The following is a 20641-nucleotide window of genomic DNA, read 5'->3' as shown; positions in this document are numbered from 1 at the left end:
ACTCAGTCCCTTTAAGATTTGGGGTTCCACCGGCTAATCTTTTCTATCCTAATTTCCCGTTGTGTCCCATCGTCAAGGGATACCTGAACGATATCACCGGGCTTATGGCCTAATAGGGACTGGCTTAAAGCGGCAAGGTAAGAAATTATCCCCTTAGACGGATTACTATCCCAGGCTCCAAGGATCGCTACAGAATTTGTGCTATTTGTTTTTAAATCCCTAAACTGAACAACCGTTCCAATGTTTACCGATGAAGTATCCACATTGGAAAAATCAGTAGCCCGAGCTCTGCTGATCATGGATTCTAGCTCAGCCTTTCTTCTCATTAAAACTACCTGCATCTCTTTTGCAGCTTTATATTCATGATTTTCCCTCAGATCTCCATAGGATCGGGCATGAGCAATATCCTTGCTATTTTCGGGAATTTTTTTCCGTACTAACTCATCTAGTTCTTTTTTCTTTTGCTCTAAACTTTCCCACGAAACGATAAGCAAGCTTTCGGCTTCAGTCCCCCGATTATTGCTGATAAGTTCCTGTACTTCTGGAGTAATCTTAACAATGGCTCCTAGCAATGATCTTTTATCTAGTTCCTTGAAAACTGGGCTAAGAAGTATGGTTCGGGTGACATCTTTGATGTCATCGAGCGAGGCATTGGAAAGCAAGCAGTAAATGAGTTCTGTCCCTGTAGTCAAAAGATCGTATAATTTTTCTGCCTTTTTACCCACCGATCCGAGCTCTCTTTCTAAAACATAAAGGATACAATAAAACAGATGGATATTAAAAAGAGGCTGGAAAAGTTGATCCTTGTTTTTACATAACCAATATAATAATTCCACAGATAAAGTTCTTTCTCTGATGAGTCGATTGAATTGTTCTAGAACAAGATCCGTTAAGCCAGCCTCTACCAAAATCTTGACGATATTGTCCGCAAGCCTTCCATCCGCCTCACTCAATAGGCTTAAAAAGAGATCGATAGGTTGGTTTTTTCTTTCCCAAATTAGCTGCAAAACTTTTTCTTGGTTTACCGAGGATAGCCCCAGCAGTGAGGTCAACAAGCTTTCATACCGCTCGGGGATATAAGTATAAAGATCTAAATCCGTGTTCTGGGTGGATTGAATCTTTGCTTTCTGAATAATCTCAACTTTTAAAAGAGCAAAATCCAAAAGGGGAAAAGGCTCAATATTTGGCTTATTCAATAGCTCATCTATGCTGCTAACCGCTTTCAAAGCCAGGGATTGGTCATCCCATTTCTCTATTTCTTTAAGAATCTTGTTTAAAGACTCTAGCTTTTTCCGTGGTGAGAGATTAGAGCCTAAAGTATGCATGAAGGAAGCAAAATGATCCTGGGCTTTTTCTAAAATTACAAAAGGCTCTGACTTCCTGGAAGGAATATGAATGTAAGTGGATTTCTTTAAAATCCTTTTTGTATTTTCCCACCATTTTTTCCACTGCTCGGCCTGAATGACATCGGGACATAATACGTGTTGTAATCTTTCTAAAGTCGCTTTATCTCGAAAAGAAAATACAAATATTTTTATCAGCTCAAGAGGATTTTCTAGCGAGAGCTTTTGAACATAAGAAAGCTTTTCTTCCTTCAAAACAAGAAGATGATCAGCAGAGAGAAGAAGCAAAGAACTTATGGCAAAATCAAGAGCCATCTGGTGAGCGGGTTTCCCTTTAAAGTCAACAATAAGCCATCCCCCATTTTCATCTATCTGGCGGATCTTTCCTAACCCCCAACTCTTGTGCAAGCAATAAGTACCTTCAGTAAGATTATTTGAATTAATATTTTGTTCCCATTCAAGATTTTCTTTATTAGAAATAATAGCAAATGCTTCTGTTGTCATATCATAATATATTTTAATAAAATTACAAATTATAACAAGTATAAAATAATTTAATTAATTTTATATATGCGAAATTTCTTTTTTTCTTTCCCTATTTTCACATTTGTTGAAGAGCATGGGCAATGGACACCAACGCTAAGGAGCTGTTGAGAAAACCTTAAAAAGTCCAAGTTGAATAAAACCCGATTCGATGGAAAACTTTACAGCTTTTTTTGGGGAGTAGAATACTTGCACATAGGATACCTGCTAAAATTAGTCGAACAGTCTCTCTTGCATAGGATTAATTAAACATTAACCATTCTGTTCTGCATTGGGATGGACTGAGTTAGAGGGTGGGTATTGAAATAAGAACGTACAATAATAGCTTCCAAAAGACCTATCTTCGATGCGCTTAACAGGAACCCCTAATACCTTTTCAAACATTTTCTTTTCAAAACTCCTTATTATCGGATACTTATCTAAAAGAGCTAAAATAGGATTATGAAACTCGATAATCTTATATTCTATCTCATTATCAATCACAAGCCTTCCCATATATCCTTTTTCTTCCCTAAAACTCAAAAGCTCTTTCGCTCTGTCCTCCAGGGGTAAATTTTTTACAGCTTGGCTTAAGTATTCTCCATCCTTTCTATAAACCCAGTATAGCAGCCGATCCAAAACCAAAGAACCATATAAAGCTTCGATTCCATTGAGCAATTTTTCGACAAAAAAGGAAGGGTCCTTTGGAAAAAAAACATCGGCTTTTTCGGTTAAACAATAGACAATCTCGGGTCGACCAACCGATTTCTGTCTTTTATGGGTTTCTAGAAAGCCTTCCTTTTCCAATGCCAAGCAGTGTTGCTTTACACCCATGTAAGACAAGTTAATTTTTTTAGTCAATTCACTGATAGAAAGTCCTGGATTTCTTTTTAACTCAAAAAGTATATTATACCGAGAATCTTTTATCAGATTGGATAAAAGGCTGTTCATACCTATGGACAAAAAGAAAAATACTAAATTTAGTCTAAAAAAAATGGGTTACGAAAATATTTTAAACATGAATCTCTCTTTTATATTGAAAAAATTTTAAAAATTGAGAATTCATTATTTTTTACCTTTTTCCAATGAAAAAAAGTAAAACCCTATTTCTTACTTATTTAATCTTTTCGTGAATCTTTAATTAAGAAAGTATAAGCCTATGTCTAATATCTATCATATTCTTATTGCTGATCAGATTTCCAAAAAAGGAATCGCTGAACTTCGGTCTGTAGCTCAATTTAAAATCGATGAAAAGTATGGGTTAAAGGAAAATGAGCTTTCTCAGATCATAGCTGACTACGATGCTGTTATTGTGAGAAGTCAGACGAAGATAACCCGAAAAGTTATTGAGTCGGGGAAAAAGCTAAAGGTTATCGGAAGGGCCGGAGTGGGAATAGATAACGTTGATGTAGATGCCGCCACCGAACACGGTATCGTGGTCATGAATACGCCCGGAGGGAACACCATAGCCACAGCCGAACACACCTTATCTCTGCTGCTCGCTTTAGCTAGGAATGTTCCCCAAGCTCATGTTTCGATGCAGTTAGGGGAATGGAAAAGGAAAAATTTTGAAGGCATCGAGCTTTATGGAAAGGTCCTTGGAATCCTAGGCCTTGGTAGAGTCGGTAGAGAAGTTGCCAAACGAGCTCTTGCTTTTGGAATGAAGGTCAAATGTTTTGATCCTTACCTATCACCTACAAAAGTAAAAAACCTCCAAATCGAACTGGTAAACAGCCTTGATGAACTTTTCCCTGCGATTGACTTTCTCTCTCTTCATGCTCCCTTGACAGCTGAAACCGAGGGGATTATCAACAAAGAAAACCTAAAAAAATGTAAACAGGGTATCCGGATAATTAATTGTGCTCGTGGTGGATTGATTTGTGTTGCCGACTTGGCTGAATTCCTTAAATCGGGATGGGTCGCGGGCGCAGCTCTCGATGTCTATGAACCCGAACCCCCGCCAGCTGATTTTCCCCTCCGGGGACTGCCCAACGTTATTCTCACTCCTCATCTTGCCGCATCCACTGTTGAAGCACAAGAAAATGTCGGAACCGAAATAGCGGTTATGATAACAGATGTTCTTTGCCATAATATCATTAGGAATGCAGTCAATATGCCCAGCATTGATCCTAAAGTTCTTTCCATCCTTAGTCCCTATATGGCCTTGGGTGAAAAACTGGGAATTTTTATGAGTCAATGGATCGTTGATCGAATTGATACCTTAAACATTTATTATTCAGGAAGAGCTAACGAATATGATACAAGCCCCATTACCCGAGCTGTTCTGAAAGGACTTTTAAGAAAGGTTGCTGGCAAAGAAGTCAACGAGGTTAACGTGATGTTCTTGATCAACACCTTGGGTATCGAGGTTCAGGAAGTCAAAATGAGTAGTGGTGGAGAATTTACTGAAATCATAGGCATAGAAGCAAAGACCGATGAACAAACCTATCAAGCTGCTTCAACTTTCTATGGAAAATCACACAGACTGGTTCAGCTTAATTTCAATCCTATAGAAGCCTCCATGGAAGGTATTTTACTCCTTCTTGAAAACAAAGATAGGCCAGGTATAGTCGGAAAAGTGGGGACAATACTGGGAGAACATAATATCAACATCGCAGCGATGTCCCTTGCTAGGGCAAAAGCAAAAGAAAAAGCGATCAGTATCCTTAACCTTGATAATGTTCCTCCTTCTGAAGTTCTAGAGCAGATACGCAAAGTTGAAGACATTTATAATGTCCGGTTAATTTCGGTATGATTTTTCTTTATTCTTAGCCCCTTTAGTGTCATAATATAAGTTGTGAAAAAAGAGTGGGGATCGGTTTTTCTCATCCTTCTTTTCATAGGTTTTTCTGCATCTGTAGTCTTAACTGTAGCCTCTGCAGCGGAACCTCCAAAAAGAGATCCTGAGGTATCACAGGCTAAAAAGATTGAAAAGCGTCCCAAGCCAATTCCTTTAAAGCCTGCTCCTGAAAAAGCTCCAAAAGCTCCTATGGGACTTCCACCTAAGGCTAAAGGAATCATTCCAGAGGGAATAAGGCAAGGACCTCAAATTATTAATCCATTGGCTCCCAAGGAAATGGGTTATGGCCAGCAATTCATGGCCAAGGATCCAAGACAACCCCATCCAACCTGGACAATTAACAGTACCGAGGTGATGACTCCAGGGGGAGGACTGGAGCTCTTTAGCTGGGAATGGTAAAAAATATTTTTATCAAACGTGTCTACGAAGAACCTGCCCCACAGGATGGATATAGAATTTTAGTAGACAGATTATGGCCTAGGGGAATGTCCAAAGATAGATTGAAAATTGATTTTTGGGCTAAGGACTGGGCACCCTCTTCGGAGTTAAGGAAATGGTTTGCTCACGATCCTCAAAAATGGATAGATTTTTCAAAAAAATATCAAGAAGAGCTTTTGACCAAAGAAAAAGAAATCACTGAATTTTTTAAAAACTGTTCCTCTACAACGGTTACCCTTGTCTATAGCGCTAAAGATAGTCTCCATAACCAAGCGATTGTTTTAAAATCATTTATAGAAAATAGAATCAAAGGGAAAATCTAACTTTTAATAAGAAACTCCTCAAGCTGCACAAGGTTAAGCCTAGATATATCAGCTGTAACAAAAGAGGCACCTCCAAAATCTTGTTGAGCTGTATATTCATTGGGTACAACAACACATTTTATGCCGGCTTTAAGGGCTGCCTGCAACCCCACCCTCGAATCTTCGATAGCAATAGCTTGTTCTTTCTTCAGATTCAGAATCTCTAGACATTTGTTATAAAGTGGAGAGTCCTCCGCAGTCTTTTTCCCGGCTCCTTTACCCAAAATGGGATAAATATAACCTCGTGCTTCTGGGAGATGTTGGTCCAAAAAGGCTTCAATCTGCGGTTCAATAGAAGTTGAAACTATAGCTACATGGATCTTTTGGATCATGGCCCCTTTGATCAACTCGCTTATTCCATCCCTAAGCCTTGCCTGATAAACATATTTCCGGACATAGAGCTCCTTTTTTATTTTAATCCATTTTTCCGACAGTTCTTTTAATGTTTTCTCCTCAACAAAAGGATAGAGTTTTCTATAAGTATACTCCATTCTGGCCTGGTTACCGGGCAATTCTAGAAGAGTAATAAATTCCTCCCAGGACCATTGAATAGGGATGTTCATTTTCCGGAAGGCTTCGTTACAGGCAGGTAAATGGGCTTCTTTTTCAGTATAGCCGATTGTTCCATCAAAATCCAAAATGATCGCTTTAAGTAAACTCCTCCCCATAACTTTATCACCTTCAGTTAAAGGGCATAGTACTGAATTTGTCTTTATTTTTATCCTTTGGAAGAAAAAGCTTCAAAAACTTTTGGACTATCCACAGATACATTCTGGGGTAGGGTCGACTCAATAATTTCTTGCTTAAAATGATTGAGATCAAGGTTTTGAAGGGCACAACGCAAGAGTGAACAGATATACTTGTGAAGAATAATTAAAATATTGAAATCCTTTGCTTGCTGGAAATAAACATCTCGAACAGCTTTAACTATCCTTTTTTGAGCGCTAAATACATCTTCTTTGCTTCCTGGTACAAGGGGAACGCGTCGCGGATCTTCAATCCACTCTAGATAAACTGAAGGTTTAAGAAGAGAAAGCTCTTGAGCTGTTTTCCCTTCCCATTCTCCCATATCCATTTCAATCAGCTCCTCTTTGATTTCATAAGGAATATTTAGAGACTGGGCATAAATTTGAGCAGTCTGCTTACCCCGAATTAAAGGGCTCGAATAGACCCTGCCAATATTCAGTTGTGCAATCAATCGAGAATTTTTCTTAGCCTCTTCGATCCCCACCTCACATAAAGGAATATCCGTACGTCCTTGGATTCGATGTTCAAGATTCCAAGCGGTTTTACAATGCCGAGCAAAGTAGAGTGCCCCCATCGGTTTTTCAAAACAAAGCATCACAATATTAATAGAGGCTACTGCCTTTTTTGACGCTCAAGAGAGCGGATAGCTGCTTCTACAACCTTTTCGGGAGTAATTCCAAATTTTTGGTAAATTATCTTGTAAGGAGCAGAGGCACCGAAATGATCAAGCCCAACAATTTCACCTTCTAGTCCAACCCATTTAGCCCAAGCAAGAGTGGCACCCGCTTCCACAGCTACCCTAGCACGAATGTTCGAAGGAAGAACCTCCTCTTTATATTGAGAAGATTGGTTAGAAAAAAGATCCCAGGATGGCATAGAAACTACCCGAGCAGGAATATTCCTTTCAGCCAACAATTTTTGGGCTTCAAGAGCGATATGGACTTCAGATCCTGTTCCAATAATGATAACTTGAAACTGAGGGGCATCGGCGATCACGTAAGCCCCACGTAAAGCTCCTATACTCGGTGCATATTTAGAACGATCGAGTACCGGTAAAGCCTGCCGAGTAAGGATCAAAGAAGTCGGTCCATCTTTTCTGGCCAATGCTACTTTCCAGCCCTCAACCGTTTCTGTGGCATCACAGGGTCTAAAAACGGTCATGTTCGGTATTGCTCGCAATGCGGTTAGCTGTTCAACAGGTTGATGAGTCGGTCCATCTTCACCTAGACCGATGCTGTCATGAGTAAAAATATAAATCACAGGCAGTTTCATCATTGCAGCAAGCCGCATGGTGGGTCTCATATAATCCGAAAAGATAAGAAAAGTTCCCCCATAGGGTCTTATCCCCTTGTGTAAAGCCATTCCACTCATTATGGAGGCCATGGCATGTTCCCTCACTCCATAATGGATATATCTTCCTGAAAATTTCCCTCTAGTTATATCGACTACTTCCTTTGGCCGGGTATTATTAGAAGGGGTAAGGTCCGCAGATCCACCAATAAGAGAATCAATTTTGGAGAAAATGGAATTTATAACAGCTCCCGAAGCTGCTCGGGTAGCAATAGCTTTATCCAATGGAAAGGTAGGTAGCTGATCCTGCCAACCCTCAGCAAGTTCATTTCTTAAAGCTTTATTCAAACTCTCCGCTTCTTGAGGATATTGAAGAGAATATTTCTTGAAGAGCTCTAGCCACTCATATCTCTTACGTTTGCCTTTTAGAGTAAAAACACGAAAATATTGAATTACCTCTTCAGGTACGAAGAACTCAATATCAGTAGGTAATCCTAATTTTTCCTTGGTCAATTTCACCTCTTCTGCCCCAAGAGGCTCTCCATGAGCTTTCTCTGTATCCTGTTTATGAGGGCTACCATAGCCAATATGGGTTTTGGCAATGATCATATGAGGCCTATCTACAGTCGACTTTGCTTTTGCAAAAGCTTCTTCTACTTGTTTACGATCATTGCCATAAATTTGCTGAACTTCCCATCCATAGGAAAGAAACCTCTCTTTAACATTGTCGCTGTAAGCTAATGAAGTAGAACCATCGATCGTTATACCGTTATCATCATAGAGAACGATCAACTTCCCTAGCCCTAAGTGTCCGGCCAATGAACAACACTCATGGGATATTCCTTCCATGAGATCCCCATCGCTTGCAAATACATAAGTCCAATGGTTAAAAAGCTCAAATCCAGGCTTATTGTAACGGCTAGCCAATATCCTCTCAGCTAAGGCCATACCCACCGCATTAGCTATTCCTTGCCCCAAAGGACCCGTTGTCGTCTCAACTCCTGGAGCATGTCCGTATTCAGGATGTCCCGCTGTCTTGGATCCAAATTGCCTGAAATTTTTGAGATCTTCTAAGGAAACATCAAACCCACACAAAAAAAGCAAGCTGTAAAGCAGCATAGAAGCATGCCCACAGGAAAGAACAAATCGATCTCGATCCGGCCACTGCGGATCTTCAGGATCAAAAGACAAAAATCTTGTCCAAAGGATAACCGCTGCATCAGCAAGGCCCATAGGCGTTCCGGGATGTCCAGAATTAGCTTTCTGAACCGCATCCATTGACAATCCACGGATGACATTGACAGCTAGTTGTTCTAATCTCGAGTCCTTAAGCAAATCCTGCTCTGAAATATCCGTCATCTTAGTCATTGCGTTTGATCTCCATGTTAATTTCCTTTTGGCTTAACTCCCTTTGTCTTCTAATTCGGGAAAGGGCATCAACGGGAGGCGCAAAAGGAATGGTTGCGTTTTCGTCGTAAGCTCTTAAAAGATGATAGGCTAAGAGCAACTGAGTCAAAGCCAAAGGATGGCTATGTTTAATCTCGTTTCTATCTAAGTACCTTCCCAGCCGATCAAGATTCAAAGGGGGAACTCCCTTGGGAAGATGACTCCAAATCGTTTTTTCTAACCTGAGAGCTTCTTCTTCGGGGACATTGCCATCGATTTCTAATATATCTACCGGTTTACCCATATCACGGCCTAACTCAAGCCGTATTCCATGATTTTCTGCACGATTATCAATAAGATAAGAAAAATCGGGATGAGGGATTGTTGGCCGTAAAACAAGTCTGGTGTTTAAATGACCGTCGATTTTTTCGGGATCCACCCCTTTTTGAGGATAAAAGGTCACAATGATATCTGCAAACTCCCTTTGAGGCCGTATATAGGCTTCTGAATCAGGTTCCCTTTTAATCAGTTCGTCTAAAACTTGTTCACGGGTATAACCCCGCTTAGTGGTATCCCTTTTTATTTTCCAAACTCTTCGCAACTCTTCAGGAGGATTCAAATATACCTTGACGTCATAAAACTGACGCATGACTCGGGTATAAAAACCAAGAAGCCCTTCCACAATGATAAATTCCTTAGGCATTATATATTCAGGTCGCACAAGCGAGCCATTGGAATGATCATATACAGGCTTTAAAATCGGTAAGCCATAATGAAGGCGTTCAAGATGTTGTTCCATGATATCCAGATAGTTGCAATCCGGATGCAAAGCGGTTATGCCTATCTGGGCTCTTTCTTTCCGATCGTATTTATGATAATCATCCGTACAGATATGAGTGACACGATCAGCCCCCAATAAATTGACGAGTCCACCGGTTAAAGTGGACTTACCCGCAGCACTATCTCCAACGATTCCAAGCATTATAGGTCGTCGCATAGCATTAAATCATGATTTGATTTCTTCTTTTTCGGTTTTAAGTTGGGCTTCTTGAAAGACTCTACTCTGTTTGATATCGCTTAGATCTATTCTCATTAACTCGCTTGCAGGAATTTTTCCTCCTTTTTGAATCAAACGAGCCGCCTGACGAAGTTTAAATCGATCAATCGCATTTCTGACACTGCGGGCATTAGCAAAAAGAGGCTGTTGCATCCGCAACTTTAAATATTCTTCAAAAGCTTTTCGGGACTCTTCATCAAAGTAGTACATCTGTTGCTTAAGCATCAGCTCGGCAATGGCTAGAAGTTCCTCATAAGTATAGCTCGGAAACTGGATGTGATGCGTTATTCTTGACCGCAGACCTGGATTCATCTGAAAAAACAGTTCCATTCTATCTTGGTATCCAGCAAATATGACCACCAGATCTTTTCGGTTATTTTCCATCGCTTGTAAAAGAATTTCAATCGCTTCCTGGCCATAATCTCTTTCACTTTCGGGTCGATACAAAGCATAAGCCTCATCGATAAAAAGAACCCCACCCATAGCTCTTTTAATCACTTCTTTTGTTTTAGGAGCGGTATGTCCAACATACTGCCCTACAAGGTCTTCCCGAGTAGCTGTGATCAGATGGCCTTTTCTTACATAGCCCAACCTATGTAATATTTTACCCATCTTCATCGCCACCGTTGTTTTTCCCGTACCAGGTGGGCCCGTAAAAGACATATGGAGAGAAGGAGGTTCAGTAACAACTCCCGCAAGTTCCCGTAGCCTCTGAACCATGAGAAAAGAAGCAATCTCTTTTACCCTTTGTTTAACAGGTTTAAGACCGATCAACTCCTTTTCTAGATCATTCAATACATCATCGATGCGAAACTGATTGAGCTGTTCATCCACATCAACAAATGAAGCATCGTTTGTCTCGTTTAATGATAAAGCTTCTTTTTGCTGAACCTCCATCTCTTTATCCGTTATTGGGTTATCATTACGGGACAAAACAATACCAATTAATAGCGTTGTCCCTTAGGCTTATCTGTCGAATAGGGCCTAAGCCGATATTTCTGTTGTCTGTCCTCCCACTCGATTCTTTCGAGTTCAAAACCGGGTTCTTCTTTTGGACGATGACAAATAAAGCTGATCATCGTAGTCTGGTATCCCTGCTGACGGTTATAACCGCTAATGCGAATATAACGGTTGGGGAAAGCCTTCCGGCATTCATTGAACTCATGCATGACCGCTGCAGGATCTTTAATATCAAAAACGGGCATTCCCCACATATCCCAGTAGGTATGTCTAGGATGTGGGTTATCGGTGTATTCGATCATTACTGCCCACCCATTGTCGATAATGTATTGAACCTGAGCGGCAATTTCTTCATCCGTCAAATCAGGAAGGTAGGAAAAAGTACCCTGAGTTATTCTCATAATCGTTTCCTTTGTTCTTTGAGTTTATTCTATACCAACGTTGGCATCGCCACAGCATCTGGAACATCTGTCGATTCAAATTCAAAGCTTACATCTTTCCATGTTTCAATGGCTTTAGCCAAAGCGGGGCTCCACCGGCATGCTTTCTGCAAGATTTCGGGCCCTTCCCTAAGTATGTCTTTACCCTCGTTTCTTGCTTGAACCATGACTTCCACAGCCACTCGATTTGCTGTAGCTCCCGCTGCAATGCCATCAGGATGCCCAATCGTTCCACCTCCAAATTGCAGAATTGTGTCTTCTCCTAAGTAACTCAAAAGCAGGTGCATTTGACCCGCATGGATTCCACCCGAGGCTACGGGCATCACTCCAGGCATCGAAGCCCAATCCTGTTCAAAATAAAGACCGAGCATGGGATCAGCTTCCGTGTATTGGGTTCTTAAAGTTTTGTAGTAACCCTGGACAGAATGCAGATCACCTTCAAGCTTGCCGACAACAGTTCCGGCATGGATATGATCCACTCCGGCAAGACGCATCCATTTGGCAATCACTCTAAAGTTAACTCCATGAGTCTTTTGCCTTGTGTAAGTACTGTGTCCTGCCCGATGAAGGTGGAGCAAGACCCCATTTTTCCTGCACCACTTCGCCATCGACTGAATTGCCGTAAAGCCAGCCGTTAAGTCCACCATAATGATTACACTACCCAGCTCTTTGGCAAAATCAGCTCTCTCATACATCTCTTCCATGGTCGCAGCAGTGACATTCAGGTAATGACCTTTAATTTCCCCTGTTTCTGCCATCGCTTTATTGACGGCCTCCATACAGAAAAGCCACCTATCCCTCCAACGCATAAAAGGCTGGCTATTAATATTTTCGTCATCCTTAGTAAAATCAAGACCTCCCCGTAAAGCCTCATAGACAACCCTACCATAATTCTTGGCGGACAGGCCCAGCTTGGGTTTTACAGTCGCACCCAGCAGTGGCCTTCCATATTTATTGAGATACTCCCTCTCCATCATTATTCCGTGAGCCGGCCCCTGAAAAGTTTTTACGTAGTGGGGGGGAATCCTCAAATCCTCAAGCCTCAGAGATCTAAGAGCCTTAAAGCCAAAAACATTACCAATGATAGACGAAGACATGTTGGCTATGGAGCCCTCTTCGAAAAGATCAAGGTCGTAGGCAATAAAAGCAATATATTGATTAGTTCCTGGAACTTGCTCGACTCGAAAACACTTTCCTTGATAATGTTCGTAAGCGGTCAGCCTGTCTGTCCATACTACTGTCCAGGTTGCTGTCGAAGATTCTCCTGCAACGGCTGCCCCAGCTTCAATGGGTTCTACACCTTCTTGGGGAACAAACCGGAAAGCGGCAAGAATATCTGTATCTTTGGGAACATAATCGGCATTGTAATAACCCATTTCAGCATAAGGGGTAACGCCTGCGGACCACCTGCTTTTTTTTTCTTTTGCTTTTCCATCTGCTGCGATCACCATTTTTAACTCCTTTTTTACATCTTTTATATTTTTAAGAATACTCAATCAAAAGAAAAAAGCCAATCATAACATTTCACAAAGATTTTTCTACTATTTTTATCGCTTCAGTATCCATCTTATTCTGAAAGTTAGAAAAGTCACCTATGGCTAAAAGGCTAAAAAGTGTATCCATTGAAATTTTTTTTGTCAACTGAGAATTTAAATCGGGAAGTTTCCCTTTTTTTAATTCTGTCCATTCCTGTGCCGTGGGAGCATAAAAGAAATCCCCAAATCCCGCTTTTTCAAAACTCTTTTGTAGCCCTTCTCCATCCATGTTTTCAAACTCAGCAGAATTTCTCAATGTAATTAAAAATTCGATAAACTCCGGCTCAACTACGAAAAGCCGATAGATCTGTTTTTCCCCTATTTTACTGATCAGCTCGTCTTTCAAATACAGCTGGTCCATGTAGGTTTGCTCTAATTTTGAAGTAATCTCTTCGGCAGGCATTTCTTTCTGGACCAGGAAATCTTTAAGCACTCTGTAAGGAGAAGTATAAACGTCACAGCCTGCAGTCAAAGCAAATGTCTGCCAACGTCGCATGCTTGCTACAATATTGAGAGTTTTTAGTCCATGTTTTTTCCTGAGTCTACTTAGCTGTCTTTGAGCTTCTAATACAACGTGTTCTCCCAGCAGGTCGGACTGTAAACCTTGGCTTAATCGACCAATAAAAACATTACTCCGGTGCGGATTAGCAAGAAGTGAAGCCGCAACGACCTGTCTTGCTGAAAATGTAGCAGTAAAGTTGACCGCTATTCCAGCTTTCTCGAGTTCTCTAGCAATTAAAAAGCAGTGGGGATAATGAGGGGTAAAAGGAACCTTGACAAAAGCCCGAGGGTTACTTTGAGAAAGACACCATGCTGCCTTAAAGGAATTCTCAAGACTGGCAGCAAGCTCGGTATGTAGTTCTAGGCTAATTTCCCATCCTCTACCACAGCCGTATCTTTCAGTGGTTTCTATACCAATTCTCCCATTGATAATCGTATAAAGAATGGTGACTATATCCTGAAGACTTAACGAAGGAGCACTTTCTTTTAAATGCCTTATCCAATCGGCTATTTTATCTTCGGTTTTTGCATCAAAATACCGGTTAAAAACTTTAGCCACTAACGGTTGATTGGTCGTATTCCCATCTATTTCTTCATTATAAATGAGCCTGTCCTTTTCTTCAGTGACAATTAAGTCATCTAACTCTTGAAAATCGGCACTATCCACATAAATATGGATGGTTGCAGCCTTCTTAAGTGCTTGCAAAAGAGGATGGGATTGATAGTGAACTTCTTTTTGTGGCCTGTTTTTCCCACGCCCTTTCCCTATAATTTCCAAGACTGTTTGTTCCAAAGGTGTAATCAGATCATTAAAGTTGATTTTCATAAGTCATCCTATAAATAAATAAGAAAAATAATTAAAAAATGCTGAAAATTGACCATTAATAATTTTAATCTAATTATTTTGAATGGAAAATAGATAATTTTTTTGATGGACTGGTCAAAAAGAATATATTTCAAAGCTGAGTTTTTTATTTGATTTTATTGCGAATATCTTATTAATTAATCCCTTCCTAACTTTTAAATATGAAAGCGATTTTTCAGACTGGAGGAAAACAATACTGGATAGCAGAAGGCGACGAATTAAACATTGAATTGCCTTTAGAAAGCCAAATCAGGGAAAGTAACACATTGAAAATAGAAGAAGTTCTTTATGTGGGTGAAGTAAAATGGAGTCATATAGGCAAACCCTTTGTTCATGGAGCTTCAGTTGAACTGGAGTGTCTTTCTAAAACAAAAGCTCCAAAAGTCATCGCCTTCAAGTATAAGCGCAGGAAGGGTTATCACCGAACCGTTGGACATAGACAAAAACTCATGCAGGTTAAAGTGAAAAAAATCAATGCACCAACAGATTCCAACGAATTAACCTCTAACTCATAAAGGGAGAAGTCTTTTATGGCACATAAAAAAGGCCAAGGCAGCACAAGAAACGGTAGAGATAGCCATAGTAAAAGATTAGGTATCAAGAAATATAGTGGAGAAAAGGTTGAAGCGGGTAATATTCTTCTAAGGCAAAGGGGAACAAAATTTAAAGCTGGCAAGAATGTGGGCATGGGCAGAGATTTTACTCTTTATTCTCTTGTTAATGGACAAGTAGAATGGGATGGGAAAAGACGGCTTGTTCACGTAAAACCTCTAAGCCCTTCTTAATCGAAAAGCTTCTTTCTTTAGCATTTTTTCCCTTTTCCACCCTTCTGGATATATTTTTTTTTAAGACATGTTTACAGATTACGTTCGGATATTGGCTAAAGCTGGAAAAGGTGGCAAAGGATGTATTAGTTTTTGTCGGGAAGCTTTTCGTCCTTTTGGTGGACCCGATGGTGGAGATGGCGGTAAAGGAGGCGATGTAGTTTTAACAGTTAATCCTCAATTATCTGACCTCTCCCACTTGCTTTATTCTCCTCATCAGTTTGCCGAAGATGGTCAACAGGGAAAGGGCCAAAAAAGAAAAGGTCGGGATGGGAAAGACCTTGAATTAGAAGTACCGCCTGGAGTTGTTGTCTATCAGCTCGATACGAGCACCCTTTTCAATTCATGTCGAGATCTCCTGCCCATTCCCAAACCGGGAGATTCGATGAGAAAAGTGGTTGAACTTATTGAACCGGCAACCCGCTTCATTCTCTGTAAAGGAGGCAGAGGGGGAAGAGGAAATTTTCAATTTCGAAGCTCTACCAATCAGGCACCGCGTTACTGCGAAGAAGGAGAAGAAGGACAATCAGGACAGTTCCTCCTAGAACTAAAAACAATTGCTGACGTCGGTTTTGTGGGGTTACCTAACTCAGGCAAATCAACGCTTCTTGGACAGCTTTCGCAGGCCAAGCCCAAAACCGCTCCTTATCCCTTCACTACCCTCAGACCTTATGTTGGTATTGTTAGTTTTGATGATGGTTTTAGGATTTCTTTTGCCGATATACCCGGTCTTATTGAGGGAGCTCATCAAGGAAAAGGTCTTGGATTTTATTTTCTTAGACACATCGAAAGGTCTCGCATGCTCGTTTATGTTCTTGATCTGGCTGATCCACTTTTAGATCCGGTCAGTGTATTCTATGTCCTGAGAGGAGAACTTAAAAAATACAATAAAGCGCTTCTTAAAAAACCATTTATTACGGTGGGCAACAAAGTAGATTTGATTAGCTCTGAGAGCTTGAAGCAGAAGACTATGGATTTCAAAAAAAGGACGAGGTTATCTTTATTACCTATATCAGCCCTCGAAGGCAGAGGCATAGAGCCCTTCCTTAATAAATGTCGCCAGAGGGTTGAATGGGCAAAAAAAAACCAATTGCTACTTCAAGAAAAATTGTTTATCCCTTAAAAGGTTATAAAATCTATCTCGATGGACAAGTCAGCTTTTGGTTTAATTGCTTACGGTGTTGCCCTGATTTTGCTTGGAGTTGTAGGATATCTATCCAATCCTAAGAAAGCCAAGACTTCTCTCTTCAGTGGAGGAGGAATGGGGTTACTGAGCATAATACTTGGGCTTTTTTCCAAAATCCCCCTTGTCTTTAATCTTGCTCTTATTCTTATCCTTCTTTTTAGTGCCATGCTTCTTTGGAGAGCAGTTATTTCATGGAAACTCGTGGCATCAGGTAATAAAAGCAAATTGTTCGTTGCTTCTCTTCTTTCTGTAATGCTCTTTTTATCCCTGTTTATTGTGGGATATCTCTATACGATCCGTTAGCATAAAGCGTAGATACCTCATTGGCAGTTCTTAGGCCACGCAGATGAGGATGATAGGGAATGGTAAAAGGGGGTGTTCTTTTCTGGATTCAGTCACTGTTAGCCCTAAAAAATATCAATTTTTTACCTGTTCATAGGGAGGGAATTTTTTCAAATAAAACAATCTGATTTCATTTCCCCCAAGCCAAAGGCATTAGGATAATGGGTGATTTTGGGTCGTGCGGCTTTCAAAAATAAAACTTCGACAACATCAAACTGATAAACACAACCGGGCTTTTTAAGCAGATCGAGGTAGGCATATGCAGCAGCAACCATATTTCTTCTCTTTTGACTATCTATCGTTCCCTGTGTAAAACCATACCCTAAGGAACTGCGACTGTTAACTCCAACAAAAACAAGCCTTTCTTTGTCTCTACATACCAGATCCAAGTCGTAACCTTTAACCCTTACATTTTTCAGTAATATTTTATAACCCAACTTTCGGAGAAAAAGAGCTGCTAGTTTTTGGCCCTGTCTATCTACAAGAACATGTTCAAGATTAGGATTCATGGTAAGTGTTATTCTCTTTAGTCTCTTTAGAAAAAAACTCCATTTCATCGGTTAACGTTTGTTTAGAAAAAGATCTTTTAACCAAAAAAGACTTCCTGTGATAAGGACTAAGGCCATTTATTTTCAAAGCTTCAAAATGACTGGCTGTTCCATAACCTTTGTTTTTTTCCCATCCATACACCGGATAAAGAGAACCTAGTTTAATCATCCAGGAATCCCTGCTGACTTTCGCGATTAAAGAGGCAGCAGCGATAGAAGCCACCTTTGCATCTCCCTTCACTATGGCTTGGGAGGGAATAGAAATACCAGGTGGGCTCCAGATTCCATCTATAAGGAGAATATCCGGTCTTTCTTCCAGAGAGAAAATCGCCCTTCTCATAGCCAAAAGGCAAGCCTTATGGATATTGAGCTTTTCGATCTCTTCGACGGTAGAAAACCCAAGGCCAAATTTTATCTTTACTTCTGTAATAAACCAACAAACGATCTGTTCCCTTTTTTTTTCTTCGAGCGCCTTAGAGTCTTTTAAATATTTATTAAAGGGTAAATCAGAAGGCAGAATGACGGCTGCCGCTACAACAGGTCCTGCCAACGCCCCTCTGCCTACTTCATCTATACCCGCGATAACTTGATAGCCCTTTTCATAGAGTTTCTTCTCAAAAGAAAGATCAAGAGGATTCATCCGTAGGCACCACCATGCCTGCAGAAAAATGATAGCCTGCTTTTTTCTTATTTCATGCCAAGCATCGCTTCTTTGCCTTTTTGTTTTCGCAGATAATAAAGCTTAGCTCTCCTTACTTTCGGAGCCTTATTTTCAACGATAATCTTTTCGATAAATGGAGAGTGTAATTTGAAATTCCTTTCGATTCCCTCACCATAGCTGATCTTTCTGACGATGAAAGATTCATTAATTCCTCTTCCCTTCCTACTAATCACTATTCCAGAAAATGACTGGATCCTTTCCTTTTCACCTTCAACAACCCTAGTCATAACCGTTACATAATCTCCCTGTGCAAAAGAAGGAATATCTTTTCTAAGTTGCGTCGATTCAATTTTTTCGATGAGGTTCATATCCGCTCTCCTTTTTTCTAGCTTCCCAAAGGTCTTTGCGTAATTTTTCTGTCTTTTCCTCAGAAAGCCGTTTTCTCCATAAAAGTATCTGTTTATGATTTCCCGACAACAGAATCTCGGGTACCTCCCAATCCCTAAATTTTCTTGGTCGAGTATATTGAGGTCCTTCCAGTAAAAAATCTTCGAAGGACTCATTCACAATTGAATCCAGGTTACCTAATACACCTGGAATCAACCTCACTACACTATCTATAATAACCAGTGCGCCGATCGTTCCATTACTTAATATATAATCTCCAATACCTATCTCTAGGTTAACAAGATGGTCAATCACACGTTGATCAACCCCTTCATATTGCCCACAAATAAAAATCAGCCGACTGCACTTGCTCAAATCCTTGGCTAACTGTTGGCTAAATTTTATTCCCGAAGGCGAAGGGAAGATAACCGTATCTTTATCCTTGCTATAACCTATCGACTCGATCGCTTCAAAAATAGGTTCGCATTTTAAAACCATCCCAGGGCCCCCTCCATAGGGTCTGTCATCAACTGTCTTGTGCTTGTCATGAGCATAATCCCTAAGCTGGTGCACAAAAAGTTCCAGTATCCCCTTCTTTACAGCTTGTTTAAGAATGCCTTCTTCCATGGCCGCTATAATTATCCGAGGACAAAGAGTTATAACATCGATTCTCACTTTCCAGATAAAAAACGATTATCCCTTTTTCTTTATAATATCCCACCATGACTGACGATCAGCGTTTTTCTTAAGGCTTATTTTCCTTGGCTACTAATTGTGAAACTTTTTTTACAATATGACTTACCGTTTCGGTGGGTTTTGCTCCTTGTTTTAGCCAGTAATCCACGCGATCAAATTTTAAACGATAGCTAGTAGGATCTTCTATCATGGGGTCATAAAATCCCACCTCTTCAATATACTTTCCGTTTGCAGGACATCGTTTATCAGCAACGACAATGCGATAAATTGGTCTACCTTTTTTTCCTTCTCGTCGTAATCTTATTACTACAGCCATAAAGCCTCTATTCCTTATAAAAGTTAAAAACTTCAATAATTAACCCGATTAAAACTTATTTTCAATAACGCAAAATAAAAACCTTATAACTGAAAAGATAAAAAACAAGCTTTAGTTTTTAAAAAAGGGCAGTTTAAATCCCTCTTTGGTGGAAAACTTTTTGATCATTTTACGTACAGCATCAAATCTTTTCAAAAATTCGTTAATTTCAGCCACTGTTGTACCACTCCCCCGGGATATCCTAAGTTTTCTTTTTCCATTTATAATATCCGGATTTTTTCTTTCCTCAGGAGTCATTGAAAGCACAATGGCTTCAATTCTCTTTAACTTTTTATCATCAATCGTCATTTGCCCTTTTCCGGGAAACTGAGGCAGATAGGAAAAAAGTTGTTCTAGGGGACCGAGCTTTTTGAGCATCCGCATCTGGACAAGAAAATCATCCAGGCCAAACTGCTTGGAACGGATCTTCTTTTCGATTTCAGCAATTGATTCTTCCTTGACTTGAGCTTCTACCTTTTCGACCAAAGAAACAATATCTCCAAATCCAAACAATCTATCCACTAACCTTTCCGGCCGAAAAACTTCTAACGATTCTATCTTCTCTCCTGTTCCCATAAAAAGAATGGGAACACCCGTTACCTTTTTCACAGAAAAAGCTGCTCCTCCTCGAGCATCACCATCAAATTTTGAAAGAATCAATCCTGTAAGAGGAATCTTTTCCTTAAAAGCCCTCACCACATCAACCCCTTTTTGTCCTGTGGCTGAATCAATAACGATCAACACTTCCTGGGGACAAACAAGCTCATGGAGATAACGTAATTCTTCCAAAAGTTCTTCATCAAGGTCCAACCTACCGGCAGTATCATATATGATTACAGAGAGCCTATCTTGTACAGACTGGGAGTCAACCCTTATAAGAAAATCATCAAGCCTTTCGGATTCTTTAGGTGCATAAACAGTAATGCCCACTAAAGAAGCAAGTTTTGAAAGTTGCTCGATCGCCGCAGGTCTTGTTAGATCCGCAGCAACCAAACCAACCCTTTCTCGATTTTTTTTACACCACAAAGCGAGTTTTGCGGCTGTCGTTGTTTTTCCCGATCCATTTAAACCACACAGCAATATCTTCAGAGGACGGCTTGAACAAAGCCCCGTTTTATCTGCAGCAAGATACTCGATGAGCTCGTCATGAAAAATCTTTATAAATTGATCTCCAGGTCGAATGCTCTCCAACACTTTCGTCCCTAAAGCTTTTTGTTTTACTTCTTCGCATATCTCTTTGACAACCTGGATGTGAACATCAGAGGCTAATAGAGCTAGCCTTATTTCTCTTATCGCTCCAGAGATATTCTCCTCGCTGAGCTTCCCATATCCTCTAAGATTTTTAAAGAGGGACTGTAATTTTTGCTGCAAAAGTTCTAACATAACCCTTACCCAT

The 20641-nt window shown here is 40.3% G+C and carries 23 protein-coding genes; 7 read left to right on the top strand and 16 right to left on the bottom strand.

Going from position 1 to position 20641, the window contains the following annotated elements; genetic code table 11:
* Window positions 1-11: 11 nt before the first annotated feature.
* Window positions 12-1847 carry a GreA/GreB family elongation factor gene (locus IT6_RS00580; RefSeq protein WP_206826806.1) on the bottom strand — a complete coding sequence of 612 codons (1836 nt, stop codon included), beginning with the start codon at window positions 1845-1847 and terminating at the stop codon, window positions 12-14.
* A 291-nt stretch (window positions 1848-2138) separates the two neighbouring features.
* Entirely contained in the window at window positions 2139-2816 is a 678-nt protein-coding gene (locus IT6_RS00575) for a helix-turn-helix transcriptional regulator (protein ID WP_134440936.1), read from the bottom strand.
* Between the two features lie 208 nt (window positions 2817-3024).
* Between IT6_RS00575 and serA the strand changes: the two genes are divergently transcribed.
* From serA to IT6_RS00560, 3 genes are read left to right on the top strand one after another with little or no spacing between them, the layout of a single operon-like run.
* Complete coding sequence (serA, locus tag IT6_RS00570; protein ID WP_206826804.1) at window positions 3025-4620, top strand: phosphoglycerate dehydrogenase; 1596 nt, start codon at window positions 3025-3027, stop codon at window positions 4618-4620.
* A gap of 42 nt (window positions 4621-4662) precedes the next feature.
* Window positions 4663-5064, top strand: coding sequence for a hypothetical protein (locus tag IT6_RS00565; RefSeq protein WP_134440934.1), 402 nt, complete (start codon window positions 4663-4665; stop codon window positions 5062-5064).
* Complete coding sequence (locus IT6_RS00560; protein WP_134440933.1) at window positions 5058-5426, top strand: DUF488 domain-containing protein; 369 nt, start codon at window positions 5058-5060, stop codon at window positions 5424-5426. Before IT6_RS00565 ends, IT6_RS00560 begins: the two co-directional genes overlap by 7 nt.
* Here IT6_RS00560 and IT6_RS00555 read toward each other — a convergent pair.
* The 8 genes from IT6_RS00555 to IT6_RS00520 all read right to left on the bottom strand — a co-directional run bounded on the left by IT6_RS00555 (window position 5423) and on the right by IT6_RS00520 (window position 14207).
* Window positions 5423-6133 carry an HAD family hydrolase gene (locus IT6_RS00555; RefSeq protein ID WP_134440932.1) on the bottom strand — a complete coding sequence of 237 codons (711 nt, stop codon included), beginning with the start codon at window positions 6131-6133 and terminating at the stop codon, window positions 5423-5425. The genes IT6_RS00560 and IT6_RS00555 overlap by 4 nt on opposite strands.
* A gap of 50 nt (window positions 6134-6183) precedes the next feature.
* Window positions 6184-6807 (bottom strand): histidine phosphatase family protein, encoded by a 624-nt coding sequence (locus tag IT6_RS00550; protein WP_242524361.1) that lies wholly within the window; start codon window positions 6805-6807, stop codon window positions 6184-6186.
* A 17-nt stretch (window positions 6808-6824) separates the two neighbouring features.
* Window positions 6825-8870, bottom strand: a complete 2046-nt coding sequence (gene tkt / locus IT6_RS00545; protein WP_206826802.1) for a transketolase — start codon at window positions 8868-8870, stop codon at window positions 6825-6827.
* A complete protein-coding gene (locus IT6_RS00540) occupies window positions 8863-9885 on the bottom strand; it encodes a phosphoribulokinase (protein ID WP_134440930.1) in 1023 nt (340 codons plus the stop codon). Before IT6_RS00540 ends, tkt begins: the two co-directional genes overlap by 8 nt.
* Window positions 9886-9894: 9 nt before the next feature.
* A complete protein-coding gene (gene cbbX, locus IT6_RS00535; protein ID WP_206826799.1) occupies window positions 9895-10842 on the bottom strand; it encodes a CbbX protein in 948 nt (315 codons plus the stop codon).
* Window positions 10843-10889: 47 nt separating this feature from the next.
* The gene (locus IT6_RS00530) at window positions 10890-11306 is read right to left on the bottom strand and encodes a ribulose bisphosphate carboxylase small subunit (RefSeq protein ID WP_206826797.1); all 417 of its coding nucleotides are present in this window, start codon (window positions 11304-11306) and stop codon (window positions 10890-10892) included.
* 29 nt (window positions 11307-11335) lie between these two features.
* On the bottom strand, window positions 11336-12796 hold the full coding sequence (locus tag IT6_RS00525) for a form I ribulose bisphosphate carboxylase large subunit (protein ID WP_206826795.1): 1461 nt from the start codon (window positions 12794-12796) through the stop codon (window positions 11336-11338).
* Window positions 12797-12869: 73 nt separating this feature from the next.
* Window positions 12870-14207 carry a transaldolase family protein gene (locus IT6_RS00520; protein WP_206826792.1) on the bottom strand — a complete coding sequence of 446 codons (1338 nt, stop codon included), beginning with the start codon at window positions 14205-14207 and terminating at the stop codon, window positions 12870-12872.
* Between the two features lie 200 nt (window positions 14208-14407).
* On the opposite strand from IT6_RS00520, the gene rplU reads away from it, so the two are divergent.
* The 4 genes from rplU to IT6_RS00500 all read left to right on the top strand — a co-directional run bounded on the left by rplU (window position 14408) and on the right by IT6_RS00500 (window position 16559).
* Window positions 14408-14761: a 50S ribosomal protein L21 gene (gene rplU, locus IT6_RS00515; RefSeq protein WP_206826789.1), complete on the top strand. Its 354-nt coding sequence runs from the start codon at window positions 14408-14410 to the stop codon at window positions 14759-14761.
* Window positions 14762-14776: 15 nt separating this feature from the next.
* On the top strand, window positions 14777-15031 hold the full coding sequence (rpmA, locus tag IT6_RS00510; protein WP_134440924.1) for a 50S ribosomal protein L27: 255 nt from the start codon (window positions 14777-14779) through the stop codon (window positions 15029-15031).
* 67 nt (window positions 15032-15098) lie between these two features.
* A complete protein-coding gene (gene obgE / locus IT6_RS00505) occupies window positions 15099-16193 on the top strand; it encodes a GTPase ObgE (protein ID WP_134440923.1) in 1095 nt (364 codons plus the stop codon).
* 21 nt (window positions 16194-16214) lie between these two features.
* A complete protein-coding gene (locus IT6_RS00500; RefSeq protein ID WP_134440922.1) occupies window positions 16215-16559 on the top strand; it encodes a TMEM14 family protein in 345 nt (114 codons plus the stop codon).
* Between the two features lie 149 nt (window positions 16560-16708).
* Here the strand turns inward: IT6_RS00500 and IT6_RS00495 are convergent, their stop codons facing one another.
* The 6 genes from IT6_RS00495 to ffh form a co-directional block, all read right to left on the bottom strand.
* Window positions 16709-17107 carry a YraN family protein gene (locus tag IT6_RS00495; protein ID WP_206826788.1) on the bottom strand — a complete coding sequence of 133 codons (399 nt, stop codon included), beginning with the start codon at window positions 17105-17107 and terminating at the stop codon, window positions 16709-16711.
* Window positions 17097-17786, bottom strand: a complete 690-nt coding sequence (locus tag IT6_RS00490) for a ribonuclease HII (RefSeq protein WP_206826786.1) — start codon at window positions 17784-17786, stop codon at window positions 17097-17099. Before IT6_RS00490 ends, IT6_RS00495 begins: the two co-directional genes overlap by 11 nt.
* 47 nt (window positions 17787-17833) lie before the next feature.
* Window positions 17834-18175 carry a 50S ribosomal protein L19 gene (rplS, locus tag IT6_RS00485; protein ID WP_134440919.1) on the bottom strand — a complete coding sequence of 114 codons (342 nt, stop codon included), beginning with the start codon at window positions 18173-18175 and terminating at the stop codon, window positions 17834-17836.
* Window positions 18153-18869 carry a tRNA (guanosine(37)-N1)-methyltransferase TrmD gene (gene trmD / locus IT6_RS00480; RefSeq protein WP_134440918.1) on the bottom strand — a complete coding sequence of 239 codons (717 nt, stop codon included), beginning with the start codon at window positions 18867-18869 and terminating at the stop codon, window positions 18153-18155. The genes rplS and trmD overlap by 23 nt, the downstream gene beginning before the upstream one ends.
* 70 nt (window positions 18870-18939) lie before the next feature.
* Window positions 18940-19206 carry a 30S ribosomal protein S16 gene (gene rpsP, locus IT6_RS00475; protein ID WP_134440917.1) on the bottom strand — a complete coding sequence of 89 codons (267 nt, stop codon included), beginning with the start codon at window positions 19204-19206 and terminating at the stop codon, window positions 18940-18942.
* Window positions 19207-19317: 111 nt separating this feature from the next.
* Window positions 19318-20628, bottom strand: a complete 1311-nt coding sequence (gene ffh, locus IT6_RS00470) for a signal recognition particle protein (RefSeq protein WP_206826784.1) — start codon at window positions 20626-20628, stop codon at window positions 19318-19320.
* Window positions 20629-20641: the final 13 nt, after the last annotated feature.

It is taken from the genome of Methylacidiphilum caldifontis (genome assembly GCF_017310505.1).
Taxonomy (GTDB): Bacteria; Verrucomicrobiota; Verrucomicrobiia; order Methylacidiphilales; family Methylacidiphilaceae; genus Methylacidiphilum; species Methylacidiphilum caldifontis.
The sequence above is the reverse complement of the archived record's forward strand: the minus strand, read 5'-3'. Positions and strand labels throughout refer to the sequence as shown.